Origin of the sequence: Tenacibaculum aquimarinum (assembly GCF_022478115.1) — a bacterium.
Lineage (GTDB): Bacteria > Bacteroidota > Bacteroidia > Flavobacteriales > Flavobacteriaceae > Polaribacter > Polaribacter aquimarinum_A.
In genome coordinates this window covers 123,052-137,892 of the sequence record NZ_JAKGSC010000001.1, presented here as the reverse complement: position 1 = coordinate 137,892, position 14,841 = coordinate 123,052, and the positions used below count along the sequence as shown (strand labels likewise).

At 30.6% G+C, this 14,841-nt stretch carries 11 protein-coding genes, 1 tRNA gene and 1 pseudogene; 4 read left to right on the top strand and 9 right to left on the bottom strand.

The features are described from left to right. Window positions 1-2 precede the first annotated feature (2 nt). Window positions 3-1,373, bottom strand: a pseudogene (locus tag L1S33_RS00645) (saccharopine dehydrogenase family protein); the annotation flags it as partial. 77 nt (window positions 1,374-1,450) lie between these two features. On the opposite strand from L1S33_RS00645, the gene L1S33_RS00640 reads away from it, so the two are divergent. Continuing rightward, complete coding sequence (locus tag L1S33_RS00640) at window positions 1,451-1,831, top strand: DUF423 domain-containing protein (RefSeq protein WP_240551461.1); 381 nt, start codon at window positions 1,451-1,453, stop codon at window positions 1,829-1,831. Window positions 1,832-1,918: 87 nt separating this feature from the next. Next, the gene (gene pckA / locus L1S33_RS00635) at window positions 1,919-3,529 is read left to right on the top strand and encodes a phosphoenolpyruvate carboxykinase (ATP) (RefSeq protein ID WP_240560791.1); all 1,611 of its coding nucleotides are present in this window, start codon (window positions 1,919-1,921) and stop codon (window positions 3,527-3,529) included. A 47-nt stretch (window positions 3,530-3,576) separates the two neighbouring features. Here the strand turns inward: pckA and L1S33_RS00630 are convergent, their stop codons facing one another. Continuing rightward, window positions 3,577-4,083: a GNAT family N-acetyltransferase gene (locus L1S33_RS00630; RefSeq protein ID WP_240551463.1), complete on the bottom strand. Its 507-nt coding sequence runs from the start codon at window positions 4,081-4,083 to the stop codon at window positions 3,577-3,579. 208 nt (window positions 4,084-4,291) lie between these two features. Between L1S33_RS00630 and L1S33_RS00625 the strand changes: the two genes are divergently transcribed. Next, window positions 4,292-4,888, top strand: a complete 597-nt coding sequence (locus L1S33_RS00625) for a PhnA domain-containing protein (protein ID WP_240551464.1) — start codon at window positions 4,292-4,294, stop codon at window positions 4,886-4,888. A 113-nt stretch (window positions 4,889-5,001) separates the two neighbouring features. Here L1S33_RS00625 and L1S33_RS00620 read toward each other — a convergent pair whose 3' ends face one another. From L1S33_RS00620 to L1S33_RS00605, 4 genes are all read right to left on the bottom strand, one after another. Continuing rightward, the gene (locus tag L1S33_RS00620) at window positions 5,002-6,102 is read right to left on the bottom strand and encodes a DUF4407 domain-containing protein (protein WP_240560790.1); all 1,101 of its coding nucleotides are present in this window, start codon (window positions 6,100-6,102) and stop codon (window positions 5,002-5,004) included. Window positions 6,103-6,293: 191 nt separating this feature from the next. Then, the gene (locus L1S33_RS00615; protein ID WP_240560788.1) at window positions 6,294-8,411 is read right to left on the bottom strand and encodes a M56 family metallopeptidase; all 2,118 of its coding nucleotides are present in this window, start codon (window positions 8,409-8,411) and stop codon (window positions 6,294-6,296) included. Next, on the bottom strand, window positions 8,411-8,782 hold the full coding sequence (locus L1S33_RS00610) for a BlaI/MecI/CopY family transcriptional regulator (protein WP_240551467.1): 372 nt from the start codon (window positions 8,780-8,782) through the stop codon (window positions 8,411-8,413). Before L1S33_RS00610 ends, L1S33_RS00615 begins: the two co-directional genes overlap by 1 nt. A 241-nt stretch (window positions 8,783-9,023) precedes the next feature. Next, window positions 9,024-10,412: a dipeptidase gene (locus L1S33_RS00605; RefSeq protein WP_240560787.1), complete on the bottom strand. Its 1,389-nt coding sequence runs from the start codon at window positions 10,410-10,412 to the stop codon at window positions 9,024-9,026. A 104-nt stretch (window positions 10,413-10,516) separates the two neighbouring features. On the opposite strand from L1S33_RS00605, the gene L1S33_RS00600 reads away from it, so the two are divergent. Next, window positions 10,517-10,598, top strand: a tRNA-Leu gene (locus L1S33_RS00600). 157 nt (window positions 10,599-10,755) lie between these two features. On the opposite strand, the gene L1S33_RS00595 is transcribed toward L1S33_RS00600, so the two are convergent. The 3 genes from L1S33_RS00595 to trkA all read right to left on the bottom strand — a co-directional run bounded on the left by L1S33_RS00595 (window position 10,756) and on the right by trkA (window position 14,648). Further along, window positions 10,756-11,727: a T9SS type A sorting domain-containing protein gene (locus tag L1S33_RS00595; RefSeq protein ID WP_240560786.1), complete on the bottom strand. Its 972-nt coding sequence runs from the start codon at window positions 11,725-11,727 to the stop codon at window positions 10,756-10,758. A gap of 78 nt (window positions 11,728-11,805) precedes the next feature. Beyond that, window positions 11,806-13,251, bottom strand: a complete 1,446-nt coding sequence (locus L1S33_RS00590) for a TrkH family potassium uptake protein (RefSeq protein ID WP_240560784.1) — start codon at window positions 13,249-13,251, stop codon at window positions 11,806-11,808. A gap of 50 nt (window positions 13,252-13,301) precedes the next feature. Beyond that, window positions 13,302-14,648: a Trk system potassium transporter TrkA gene (gene trkA, locus L1S33_RS00585; RefSeq protein WP_240560783.1), complete on the bottom strand. Its 1,347-nt coding sequence runs from the start codon at window positions 14,646-14,648 to the stop codon at window positions 13,302-13,304. Between the last annotated feature and the right edge of the window lie 193 nt (window positions 14,649-14,841).

Sequence of the window (14,841 nt, the reverse complement as noted above, 5' to 3'; positions counted from 1 at the left end):
AATTAGAGATTCATTGGGTTATAACCAAAGTAGTCTACCTTTTTCTCTATAAAATTGATGCCATATTCCTCTAATTCTTTTAAAATAGGTTCGTAAACTTCTTTTGTAATTGGTAACTGAACCCCAGGAGTTGTTATTTCTTTATTCAATATTTTAAGAGTTGCCATAGCTACAGGTAAACCAACTGTTTTTGCCATAGCGGTAAACGTTTGGTCATCTCCATTAATTACCATACTACTTTCAATTTGACGTCTTTCATTTTGATATTCATACCCAAATTTATGATGCATAACAATCATGTCTTTATCTTGCTCTTGTAAAGTCCACTGATCCATTAATATCTTTTGAAGGATTTGAGCAGGAGTTGCATTTTCTAAGCCTATGTTTTTATTCGGATTAAAAATATCAAGTTCTAAAAACTTGTCCCACATAATATCATCTTGTTCAATTTTTAAATAAGAACGAAACTTTAATTCAACAGAATCTGAAGGAGAATACGCTAAAAATAAATTTGTAAAATCTCTATAAGACATGTTCATAGAGTCTTCAATAGTATAAGTATCATCAGTCATACCTAATTGAACAAAAACATTCCAAGCTCTAGAAAAACCAACTTTTCTTATTGTTCCGCGGTACATTGTTGGTATATTGTCTAAACCATAGACACTTCTGTACTTTAAAGAATCTCTATTTGCATAAGCTTCAAACTTACCACTTCCATCTATGTTTAAAAATTCTGTTCTTCTAAATAATTTATGATAGGGAATGTATTTATAAGTACCTTCTTGTATAAACATTGCGGCTCCACCTTGCCCAGCTAAAACAACATTTCTTGGGTTCCAGGTAAACTTGTAATTCCACAAATTATTATCACTTTCAGGAGCTACTAATCCTCCGCAAAAAGATTCGAAAAGTAGCATTTTAGCACCGTTTTCTTTAATTTTATCAATAATTTGCATTGCGCTCATGTGGTCTAAACCAGGATCTAGCCCAATTTCATTCATAAAAACTAAACCTTTCTTTTTTACAGCTTCATCCAACTCTTTCATTTCTTTAGAAATGTAAGAAGCAGTAACCATGTGTTTATTTAAATCAACACAATCTTTGGCAACTTCAATATGGAAACGAGCGGGTAACATTGAGATTACTATAGTGGCTTTTTCAATTTCTTCTCTACGTTGTTCAGTATTAAAAACATCAAAAAGTATTGCTGAAGCGTTTTTATGATTGTTTGCTCTCTCTTTTGCATTTTCTAAAGAGATATCTGCAATGGTAATATGTAAGTTTTCACTTGTAGATTTATCTAATAAATATTGAATTAATGAAGAACTAGATCTTCCAGCACCAATTACTAAAACTTTTCTCATTGTAAAATTCTCTTTATTTTTGCTAAAAAATTAGCAAATCCTTAATAGCGAAATTAGCAAATTTCAATTCTAAAAAAACAAACATGTATAAAAATTTATCTATTACAGCATTCTTAGGGCTATTAGCAATTATTTTAGGGGCTTTTGGAGCGCATGCTTTAAAAGAATCTCTTTCAGTTGATGCCTTACTTAGTTTTGAAACTGCGGTTCGTTATCAAATGTATCATGTAATTGTACTTTTATTGGTAAATACTTTTGATAAATTCTCCGAGAAACAAAAAAACTACATTAGTTATTTATTTTTTGCTGGAATTTTATGTTTTTCTGGATCTATTTATGCAATACAATTACTAAATATTTCTGCAAAAACTATCTGGTTTATAACACCATTAGGAGGATTGCTTTTCTGTATAGGATGGATTTTACTTTTTATCAATTTTGTAAAAAAAACTATTAAAAATTAATAGTTGATAAAAATTTAGCTTAAAGTTTTTTATCTTAAAATATTCTGTACTTTTGGACTTTATTATAACACAACTAAAAATTAAGGAATGACAGATCTTAATACGAAAACGATTTCGTTAGACGGTTTAGGAATTAAAAACCCAACAATTCGTTATCAATTATCTTCAGATGAGTTACATGCTGAAGTTTTAGAAAAAAAACAAGGAAAAGAATCTTCTTTAGGAGCAATTGCTGTTAATACAGGAGAATTTACTGGACGTTCACCAATGGATAGGTTTATTGTAAAAGACAATATTACTAAAGACAAAGTTTGGTGGGGAGACATTAATATTCCTTTTGATGCAGATAAATTTGATAAACTTTATGATAAAGTTGTAGCTTATCTTTCTAATAAAGAAATTTTTGTTAGAGATTCTTATGCCTGTGCAGATGAAGATTACAAGTTAAATATTCGTGTAGTAAACGAATATCCTTGGAGTAATATGTTTGCTTATAATATGTTTTTAAGACCTACAGAAGAAGAATTAAAAGGTTTTTCTCCTGAATGGACAGTAATAAACGCTCCAGGTTTTATGGCTGATGCTGAAGTTGATGGAACACGTCAACACAATTTTGCAATTTTAAATTTTGAAAAGAAAATTGCATTAATTGGAGGTACAGGTTATACAGGTGAAATTAAAAAAGGAATTTTTTCTGCATTAAACTTCATTTTACCAGTTTATAAAAACACCTTGCCAATGCATTGTTCTGCAAATGTTGGTAAAGATGGAGACACAGCTATTTTCTTCGGATTATCTGGAACAGGAAAAACAACACTTTCTACAGATCCAGATAGAAGTTTAATTGGTGATGATGAACATGGTTGGACTGCTGAAAATACTGTTTTCAATTTTGAAGGAGGTTGTTACGCAAAAGTAATTAACTTATCGCAAGAGCAAGAGCCAGAAATTTTCGGAGCAATTAAAAAAGGAGCTATCTTAGAAAACATTGTAATGGATGATAAAGGAGCTATCGATTTTGCAGATACTTCAATTACTCAAAATACAAGAGTTAGTTATCCAATTTATCATATAGAAAACATTAAAAAACCATCAATTGGTAAGAATCCAAAAAATATTTTCTTCTTAACGGCAGATGCTTTTGGTGTTTTACCTCCAATATCTAAATTAACACCAAACCAAGCAGCATATCACTTTATTTCTGGTTATACTGCTAAGGTTGCAGGTACAGAAGCAGGTGTTACGGAGCCAACACCAAGTTTTTCAGCATGTTTTGGTGCGCCATTTATGCCTTTACATCCTACAAAATATGCAGAGATGTTAAGTAAAAAGATGAAAGATGCAAATGTAAATGTTTGGTTAATTAACACAGGTTGGTCTGGTGGTAAATATGGCGTTGGTAGAAGAATGCCATTAAAATATACAAGAGCAATGATTTCTGCGGTTTTAAATGGAGATTTAGGAAGCTATAAATATGAAGATTATCATATCCATTCTGTATTTGGAGTAGCACAACCAAGAAAATGTCCTGGAGTTCCAACTGAGTTATTAAGCCCAAGAGCAACTTGGAATAATGATGAAGAGTATTATAAAACAGCATTTAAATTATCTAATGCTTTTAGAAATAACTTTACGCAATTTGAAGATGTTGCAAATGAAGACATCAGAAGAGGTGGTCCTCAGCGATTTACATATTAAAAGTGATTTAATATTGAATTTAAAAGCATCCTATTTGGATGCTTTTTTTATTTGAAAATATATTCGAAAACTGCATCTTCTTCGTTTTCAAAAACAATCTGTAAACCAACATAGTTAAAGTTAAGTTTCTTTAGTAATTTTTGAGAAGCCGTATTATCAGGCATAGTAAAGGCTAAAACCTTTTTCTGTTTAAATTTTTTACGAACATATTCAATAATTAATTTTGTTGCTTCTGAAGCATATCCTTTTCCACGATATTTTGGTAAAAATCCGTAACCAATATCTACAAATTCCAAATTGTCGCGTTGTAAAGCGGTAGAAACCCCAATTGCTTGGTTGGTTTCTTTTAAGAGTACAGTAAAGAATCCTAATCCGCCAAGTTTAGCGTTATCCGTTTTCATTTTTTTAAGATAAGCTTCAGTCTCATCAACCGTTTTTAAGTTTTTATCTGAAATAAATTTAATCCAATCTGGATCGTTAAATAACGCAAAGTAAAATGGAGCATCACTAATTTCAATTTCTCTAATAATTAAACGTTCACTTTCTAAATTCATAAAGTAAAGATAAACTTAATTGGTAAAGTATAAAAGTTGGCAAGTTAGTTTAGACCGGGTTAACTGCACTTTTATATTTTTTTTGATTCGTTGAATGCTTCGCATTTGAAGCATTTGTTTGAGCTCTTTTTATGAATAAAAAAGCGAGTGCGAAAAGCAGGAATAGCTTCAAAATAAAATAGTACTTTTGCTTAACAAAATTTTTAAGATGAGTTTACAACAAGATTTAGAAAACAGAAGTGGAAATAAGTGCGAATTGTGTGCTTCAACCAATAATTTAGCAATTTACGATGTAAAACCGACTATTACTGGTGGAGGTGGAGTTGATGGAAGTTTGCTTGCTTGTGAAACTTGTAGAACTCAAATTGATGATGCAGAAGCAACAGATGCAAATCATTGGCGTTGTTTAAACGATTCTATGTGGAGCGAATTTAGAGCTGTAAAAGTAGTTGCTTGGCGTATGTTGTCTCGTTTAAGAAACGAAGGTTGGCCAAAAGATTTGTTAGATATGATGTATTTGGAGGATGATGATTTGCGTTTTGCAAAAGAGTCTGGAGATCATTTAGACGAGAGTGAAAAGATAATTCATAGAGATGCAAACGGAGCAATTTTACAGGCAGGAGACTCTGTGGTTTTAATTAAAGATTTAAAAGTAAAAGGCTCTAGTATGGTTGCAAAACAAGGTACAGCTGTTCGTAGAATTTCTTTAGATCACGAAAATGCCAACTATATTGAAGGTAAAGTTGGACCAACACAAATTGTAATTATTACAGATTACGTTAAAAAAATGTCTGAAAAGGAGTAGGATTTTATGTGCGTTACCTTTCAGGTCGCGCTTTACATTATATCTTTTTTTCGTTCCTCAAAAAAGGATGCCATTTCAATCGCTAACGCGGGCGTGTTTGCAAACAAATAGTATTACAACATTTTTTGTTGTTTTTTATAAAAAGAATCGGCTTGCAGTTTTAATAAATCGCGAGCCATTTTTTGTTTATAGGCATAAATTTCTTCTTCGTTTTTAATATCATCATATACTTTTTTATTGATATCAATATCTGCTTGTAACATTTCTTCTCGCTGATTAACTTGTTGTTTAACCCAAGTTTTAATAGCAGTTTCTTGGTCTTCTAATTTGTAATCATATTCGCCTTTTGGTGAAATTAATTTGGCAAATATTGGTGACGTTTCTATAGCTAAAAACAATAAGAAAATAAAGAAAGATGGTAACCAAGGTAATTTATTTAGTGCGGTAACTCTTGCCATTAATCCGTCGAAATTATTTATAATAGGTTGTGTTGTAGTTTCTGTTAATTTTTGATTTTCAATTAAAGAAGCAATAGCTAATTCCTTGTTTTTAATCTTTTCTCCGTTATCTTTTTTGAGCTGATTTAAAGCCAATAAAGATGCATCGTGTTTTTCTCTTTTTTCTTTATAAACAGGACCTTTTCCTAATAACTTAGTTCCTTTTCGGCCTTCTGCTTCTGCGATATACGTTTCATACAAGCTATTTGTTTCTGATTCTTTAGATGCTATTTCAGATTTTAAACTCTCAATTTCAGAATTAATTTTTGCAATTTCAGGAGTAAATTGTTGTGCAATTTGAGTTTTGTTGTCCAAAGTCATTTGGTTCTTTTCCGTCAACAAAACCTGATTTATTTCTTTCTCAAATATCTTTAATTCTAAAGGTTTAGAAATTACCACAGCAATAATTACAGCCAATATAATTCTTGGTGAAGCTTGTAAAAATTCTTTCCATTTAGAATCGTTTTTTTTGATTGTTGCAACTATAAAACGATCTAAATTAAAGATTAATAATCCCCAAATAATTCCGAAGAATATTGAAGTATATGGATTGTCAAAAACTGTGTACAAAGCATAACTTCCGGCAATTGTTGCCATAATTGCTGTAAAGAAAACAGTTGCACCAATACCTACGTATTTATTTTGCTCTCCGTTAGCACAATTGTCTATAAGTTTTAAATCTACTCCAGAGCAAATTAGAAAGAAATTTTTAAGCATTGGTAGTTGTTTTTAAGTATTGTCTGTTCTAATTAATATTAGAGACTTCTCGATACAATTTTCTTGAAAAAAGAAAATCACTCGAATTGACAGTATATGATTGTGTATACTTATACAACGAACGATTTTTTAAATTGTTACAAAAAAAGCCTCACATTGTGAGGCTTTTAACATAATTTGTAGAGAATAAATTATTTAACGAGATTAAATACTTTGCTATAAACATTTTGAAGTTCATCTTCATTCATTTTTTTATTATTAGAAGTTGAAAAATCTAACGTTAATTTTCCATCTGAATTTTCTGAAACTTTAATAATTGATTCAGGATTTTTATTTACATATGAATATAATTGACTTGAAGTTACTTTTTTACTGTTTATTTTAAATAAAAACTCGCTTGATTTTCTTTCTGCAACTTTAATAATCTGTTTTCTATATTTTAATTCTTTACTATCGTTATCATTGAATTCACTTTTTTTATTTGCTTTACCAGATTTATAAAGTATAAAATCTTTATTTGTTTTTTCCTTCATGGTTAAATGAATTGATTTTTTATCATTTTTTCCTCTATAAACATTAATTGTTTCAATTTTATCTTTGTCTATTTTATTTATTTCTTTTTTAGAAATTCTTTCCCCGTTTAAATAATAAACAACATTATCATTAGTCTTTAATTTCCCTTCTTTATCTACAGCATTTCCCCAACGGTTAAAGTACTTAGTTTCTCCTTTCTCTTTTACATAATACAATGTTTGGTTATTTGCATAAAACCAACCTTTTTCAACACCATCTTTTGTTTTAACTGGAGGAGGAGGAGGTGGAATATTAGATTCTTCTCCTTTTTTAACCTTTGGAGCAGGTGGTGGTGGAATGTTTGATTTTTCACCTTTCTTTACCATTATTGGTGGAGGTGGCGGAGGAATAATACTTGCATAATCTTCTACAGAATTTTTCTGTTCTTTAGACATAGAACTATATAGATATTGTAGTTTTATAATATCCTTGTTTTTAAATAATCTGTCTTTTTTACCTCTTTCAATTATTGAGTTGTATTCTTTCATTTCAGATTTAGAAGCAGAAAGTTTTTCATACTTAATTTTAATTGGTTTTTTTATGGTGTCTTTTTTAGTAAGACTTAAATTAAGTTTAATGTTTTTGCTAGAAGTTATACTTTGCTTTGAAGATTTTCTTTTTTTAGGTTTTTGCTCATAAATAGTTATTGGTTCCTCAGAAAAGTTAATAATTGTTTTATCATTAATTTTTTTAGATTCAATATTTATATCTTTTTTGCCTTCAACTAATTTGATGGCTTCAGAGTAATTTAATTCTCTTTTTTCATAAAAGTATGTAGTATTTTTACCTTTTTGATCTTTTATATACTTTAAGGGTGATATTGGAGGGGGAGGGGGAGGAAGTATTTTTTCAGTAACTTCTTCTATAATTTCTTCCTGCGCTTCAACTCTTTCTGCAAATAGAAATATTGCGCCAATTAGTAATGGTAAAACCGCTATTTTTTTTAGTCGGATTACGGATTTTGAGGTTTGTTTTGTCATCATAACGATTCGTTTTTTTGTTACTAAATAATGTAAGTTGCTTGCCAATGCATATTCATTGCTCCAAGCCGAAGTGTTGATTAGTAAATGTTGATATTTTGATACGTTTTTGTGTAGCGAAACTACATTGGTGTCTGCTAAAAATTCATGATTTAATTGTACCGATTTCTTTAAAAAATAAAAGATAGGATTAAACCAAAAAACTACTTTTAAAAGTTCGATTAGTAAGACATCAAAAGTGTGTTTTTGAGCAACATGTGTAAGCTCGTGTGTAAATAATTCTTGTTCAATTTTTTGTGTTTCGTATTCTTGTTTATTGATAAAAATATAGTTCCAGAAGGTGTGCGGTAAAATGTTATCTGCCACTAAAACAATAGTTGAGCTTTTATAAGTGAACTTCTCCGAAATACTTACTTTTCTATAAATTGAATACAAGTTTTTAATAAACCTAATTAATAGTATTGTAGAAACCACAATAGAAAAATAAATTACATAATTCCAATAATTTACGGGCTCTTCAATTGGAATTATTTCTTCAGTAAAAACCGTATTATCAGTTAGTAGCGTAAATTCATCCATAGGTTCTTGAATCACTTTTATATATATAGTATATAAAGGCGCTAGAAATGATATTAATACAGAACTTAATAAATAATAACGATTAAAACGATGCATTTTTTCGCGTTCTAAAACAAGATGGTAAAACGCTAAAAACAACGTTAAACACAAGGTTGATTTTATTAAATAGGTTACCATTATTGTTGTTTTTTAATTTGACTATCAATTATCTTTTTTAAAGCTTCTAACTCTTCTGTTGTAAGATTGGTTTCTTTGGTAAAAAAAGACGCAAACTGACTCGCAGAATCGTTAAAGAAGTTTTTAATTAATCCGTTTACATGATTAGAAAAGTAATCGGTTTTTTTAATAATAGGAAAATATTCTCTCGATTTACCAAACAATTTATAATCTATAAAACCTTTGTCTGCTATCCTTTTTAATAGTGTTGCAACAGTTGTGGTAGCAGGTTTTGGCTCAGAATAATCTTCTAACAAATCTTTCATAAAAGCTTTTTCTCGCTTCCATAAATATTGCATTAATTGTTCTTCTGTTTTAGATAATTGAATCATAAGAATTATTTTTTACTCTACAAACATAGAACAAATATTTTAATTCTACAAATGTAGAGTATAAATGTTTTTTTGAAATTTTACTGAAGTTGGCAAATAACGCCTGGGTTAAGGATTGAAACGGCATCCTTTTTTTGTTTTAAAAAAAGATATAGTGGAAAGCCTGACGCAATTATTTGGTAAAATAATTGGGTAACGCCCCAAAAAAAAATCCGCTCATTGCTGAACGGATTGTTTGTTTTTATTTAGACATTTCTGTGAAATATGTATAAAAATACGGAATGGTCTCTATTCCTTTTAGGTAATTGAAAACCCCGAAATGCTCGTTTGGAGAGTGAATGGCATCAGAATCTAAACCGAAGCCCATTAAAATAGTCTTACTTTTTAGTTCTTGCTCAAACAAAGAAACGATAGGAATACTTCCTCCACTTCGTTGCGGAATAGGCGTTTTACCAAACGTTGTTTCGTACGCTTTACTTGCTGCTTGATAGGCAATGTTATCAATTGGAGTAACATAACCTTGACCTCCATGATGTGGTTTTACAAGAACTGTTACCGATTTTGGAGCAATACTTTCAAAATGCTTTTTGAACAATTCTGTTATATCTTTCCAATCTTGATTTGGTACTAAACGCATCGAAATTTTTGCATATGCTTTAGAAGCAATTACAGTTTTAGCGCCTTCTCCAGTGTAACCTCCCCAAATTCCGTTTACATCTAAGGTTGGTCTTATTGAATTACGTTCATTAGTTGTATAGCCTTTTTCTCCATGAACAGCTTCAATTTTTAAAGCGTCTTTATAGTTTTCTAAAGAAAATGGTGCTTTTGCCATTTCTGCTCTTTCTTCTGTTGAAAGTTCTTCTACATTATCGTAAAAACCAGGAATGGTAATATGATTGTTTTCGTCATGTAAAGAAGCAATCATTTTTGTTAAAATATTAATAGGATTTGCAACAGCTCCTCCATAAAGGCCAGAGTGTAAATCTCTATTTGGTCCTGTTACTTCAACCTCAACATAGCTTAAACCACGTAAACCTGTTGTGATTGAAGGAATATCGTTTGCAATCATTCCTGTATCAGAAATTAAAATTACATCGTTTGCTAATTTTTCTTTGTTTCTTGGAACAAACCAAGCTAAACTTTCTGAACCAACTTCTTCTTCACCTTCAATCATAAACTTCACATTACAAGGTAAATTCCCTGTTGAAGTCATGTATTCTAACGCTTTTACGTGCATATACATTTGACCTTTGTCATCACAAGCACCACGTGCAAAAATTGCGCCTTCAGGGTGTTTATCTGTTTTTTTGATAATAGGTTCAAATGGAGGAGAAGTCCAAAGTTCTATTGGATCAGCAGGTTGAACATCATAATGTCCATATACTAATATTGTTGGTAGGTCTTTATCAATTATTTTCTCTCCATAAATTATTGGATAACCTGGAGTTTCGCATAATTCAACTTTATCGCAACCAGCCTTTTTTAGGCTTTCTAAAACAAAATCAGCAGTTAATAAAACATCTTTTTTATATGCGGAATCAGCACTAACTGAAGGAATTTTAAGTAATTCTACTAGTTCGTTAATAAATCTATCTTTATTATTTTCTATGTAAGATTTTATAATACTCATGTGTAGTTTTTTATTTCAACTCAAAAATAGAAAAATAATTATGAACTGCTTTGTAGTTTCTGCTTATTGTTTATATTTGCATCCCGATTTACTTCGGAAAAGTTGCAGGCGTGGTGGAATTGGTAGACACGCTAGACTTAGGATCTAGTGCCGAAAGGTGTGAGAGTTCGAGTCTCTCCGCCTGTACAAACAAAAAGCTTCTCATTTAGAGAAGCTTTTTTTATTTTAAAAGATTTTATTTTGTAAATAACATAAAGCCAGAACATATATTATATGTTCTGGCTTTTTTTAATATCTCTCTACCACTAATTATAGTTAGTAGAATAGTTTTAAAAGTATTTTGTTACTTTATTACTATCTTTTTAGTAAGTTGTTTTTCACCTTCATTTATCTTTAGAAGGTAAATTCCTGCATTTAAATTACTAACATCAAGTTTGTCGTTAGCATTAACTTTAGTTGAAATTAATCTTCTTCCTAAAATGTTGTAAACTTCAACGTTCTTTTCTTCACCGTTAGAAGATTTAATAAAAACCTCTCCGTTAGTAACAGGATTTGGATATACATTTACATCTAGTTTATTGAAAGAATCTTTATCAAGAACACTTCCTGACATCTTAACAATTATGTTGTCAAGAGCAAATTCATCTCTAGAACCACTACCGACTTCGTCATCTCCTGTCCATCTAATATATAAGCTTCCACCATTTGGAATATTTAATCCAGAAATGTTATTAAATCTCCCTGTTTTTTCCCAACTAGCTTCAGGAAGAATATCTCCAGTAGAAGTGAAATCCATTCCAGCAACATCAGTGTAAGTAGAGTTATCAGTACTATAAGAAAAGTTAAAACTGTTTCCTCTTGATGCATTGTTCAAAACCCAAATATCGTAGTTAATATTTGCCTCTATCACAGCAGCACCTGTATTATTATCAATTTTTAAAGTTATTGTTCCAGGAGTAAAATCTGAACCACCTGGTTGAATTCCAATAGCGTTATTTTTTGTTCCTCCATTTGAAATGTCAAATGCATATAAACCACCAGTAGTAACACCACCATCATTTTCACCTCTTGTTAAATCAGCAGCAGAGCTAAAACCGGTAATTGTCCAGGCATCACTGTCCAATTGTCCTGATGCCGGTGAAGCATCTAAGCCAGAAGCATTAAATTGCCCATTGTTAACATCAGCTACAGTCGAGTCAAAATCAATTGAAAAGTCTGTATCAGCAGTTGTAATACTTAATTGACCCCAGGAATTTTGGATTCCCCAAAAAAGTGTTGTAATTAATAATGTTTTTAAAAAGTATTTTTGTTTCATAAAATTGTGTTATTGAGTTTAGATATCAAATATAGAAAGTTAAAAGATACTAATAATTTTATTAATATTAAATTAATATTAATTATTTCTCCAAAAGAAAGGTGTAAATAGTATTAAGACAGTAAATAGTTCTAACCTTCCAATTAACATTAGGAAAGAGCAAAACCATTTAGCACCAATAGATAGATGTGCAAAATTATCCACAGGACTTACAGAACCTATTGCAGGACCAATATTACCTAAAGAAGAAGCAGCAGCACCAAAAGCAGACATAATATCTAACCCTAAAATAGTTAGTATTACTGTACTAACAATAAATATAAGCATGTAAAGTATAAAGAAAGATAAAATATTAAATACAATATTTTGACTAACAGTTTTTCCGTCATATCTCACCGGAATAATTGCATTTGGATGCAATGCTTTTTTAAATTCTAGGAAGCTATTTTTTAGCATTACAATATGTCTTACAATTTTAATACCTCCAGAAGTAGATCCTGCAGAACCTCCTGTAAAAAATAAAGCGAAGAAAATTCCGGTTGCAAAAAAGCTCCACATAGTAAAGTCTGCTGTTACAAAACCTGTGGTTGTAACAACTGATATAACTTGAAACAAAGCATGCCTTATAGCACTTTCTGCATTTCCATAAACTTTAGGATGTGCAATTGTTGTCTGTAAATTTGGATCCTGGAAAAAGTAAATGATGATAGCAATTAAGAGAGAAACTCCTAATATGCCAAAGAGATAATATTTAAACTCTTCACTTTGAAACATTTTCTGCACTTTTCCTTTTAGTGCAAAATAAGTTAATACAAAATTTGTTCCTGCAATAAACATAAAAAAGATAATTATGTACTGTACTGCAGGAATTCCGTTCCAATAAGCAACACTAGCATTTTTTGTAGAAAAACCTCCAGTACTTACTGTTGCCATTGCATGGTTTATAGAATCAAACCAAGACATTCCTGCTATTTTTAATAATAAAAATTGCGCAAAAGTTAAGATTACATATATTAAATATAGTCTTTTGGCAGTATCTGTAATTCTTGGGTGTAGTTTATCTGCTGACGGACCAGGAGCTTCTGCCATAAATAGTTGCATTCCTCCAATTCCTAGCATTGGCAAGATGGCAATTGTTAGTACTATAATCCCCATTCCTCCAATCCAATGTGTTGCACTTCTCCAAAAAAGTATACCTTTTGGCATGGATTCAATATCTGTTAAAATAGAAGATCCGGTAGTAGAATACCCAGAAATAGTTTCAAAAAAAGCATTGGTTAGGTTTGGTATTGCGCCAGATAATAAATAGGGTAACATTCCTGTAAAAGAAAGAGTTAACCATCCGAGTGTAACAATTAAATACCCTTCTTTTTTTTGAATATTTGTACTCTTGGGTTTGTTAAAGAAGTAAAGTAGTAAACCAATAGAAATGGTAATTATACCTGCATTTAAAATTCCCCATTTGGCAACTTCTTCATGATAAATGCTAAACGGAACAGCAAACAGCATAAAAATACCATTCATTATTGCGGTTATACCAAGAAAGCGGTAAATTATTTTTAGGTTGAGGTTCATTAGTTAAACAATTCTTCAACAGTACTTATAGCTTCTGGTAAACAGAATACAATAACTTTATCGCCATTTTGTATTTGCATATCACCAAAAGACATTAATGCTTTTTCATCTCTAATAATTCCACCAAAAACGGCTTCACGAGGAAAACGAAGTTCTTTAATAGGTTTTTCGGTAACCTTAGCATTTGGTTGTACTTCAAACTCAAATACTTCGGCATCAATATTATGTAAGTTTGCCAATGCTAAAATTTCTCCTTTTCTAATATGACGAAAAATATTACTTGCGGCAATTAATTTTTTATTAATAAGTGTATCAATTCCAATAGTTTGAGAAATATTGATATAATCCATATTTTCAACTAAGGCAATTGTCTTTTTCACACCTTTAGATTTTGCTACTAAACAAGACATTATATTGGTTTCAGAATCTCCTGTTACGGCAATAAAAGCGTCCATTTGTCTAATACTTTCCTCTTCTAAAAGTTCTAAGTTACGTCCGTCTCCATTAATAATTAGCGTATTAGAAAGTTCTTCGGCCAAACGTATAGCTTTGTTTTTATTCTTTTCTATAAGTTTAACCTTAAAATTATCTTTACAAAGATTTCTGGCAGTTTTTTGTCCTATTCCACTTCCGCCCAAAATCATAACATTATTTATATCTAAATGCTCTTTACCAATTATTGGGTATAATTTATCTAAACTATAATTTGGTACAGAAAAATAAACCTGGTCAGACATTTTATAAACAGTATCTCCACGCGGAATTATAGTTTGTGCAACACCTTCTCGTTTAATAGCAATGGTAATAAAATCTACCATATTAAACTTATCTTTAGCTTCCTTTACAGTTAAATCTACAATTGGAGATTTATACGTAAGAGAAGTTCCCATCACATTAAAAAGCCCGTTTTCAAAAGCAACTGTATCGTTAAATGAAGATTGATTTAAAAGCATTTTAATCTCATCTGCAGCCAATTCTTGTGGCGAAATCATAAAATCTACACCAAAATCTTTAAAATTAACATCTTTTGTTTCTAAAAACTCCTGATTTTTAATTCTGGCAATAGTTTTTTTAGCTCCTAAAGCTTTACCAATCACAGAAATGGTGAAATTTGTGTTCTGACTTTCAGTAACTGCAAGCAATAAATCGGCAGATTCTACACCAATTTCTTTCAGTAATTTAACAGAAGTAGCATCACCTTTTTTAGTGATAACATCCAAATTATTATTAATATAATTTAGTTTATCTCCATCAAAATCAATCACATAAGTGTCTTGAGATTCATAGGACAGTAATTTAGCCAAATGGAAGCCAACATCACCAGCTCCAGCTATAATAATCTTCATAAGTATGAATAAGAATAGAATACAAAGATACGGTTTTACATAAATAAAACTATTTTTAAGAAGCTATTTCCTGCTTTCGGCAGTCGCTTTTTGTTCATGCTTCACAAAAGAGCTTCAACAAATGCCTCAATCAGGGCTAAACGTATCTATGGATTTTTTGCAATAAAGCTAACTAAAATCTCATTTACTATCT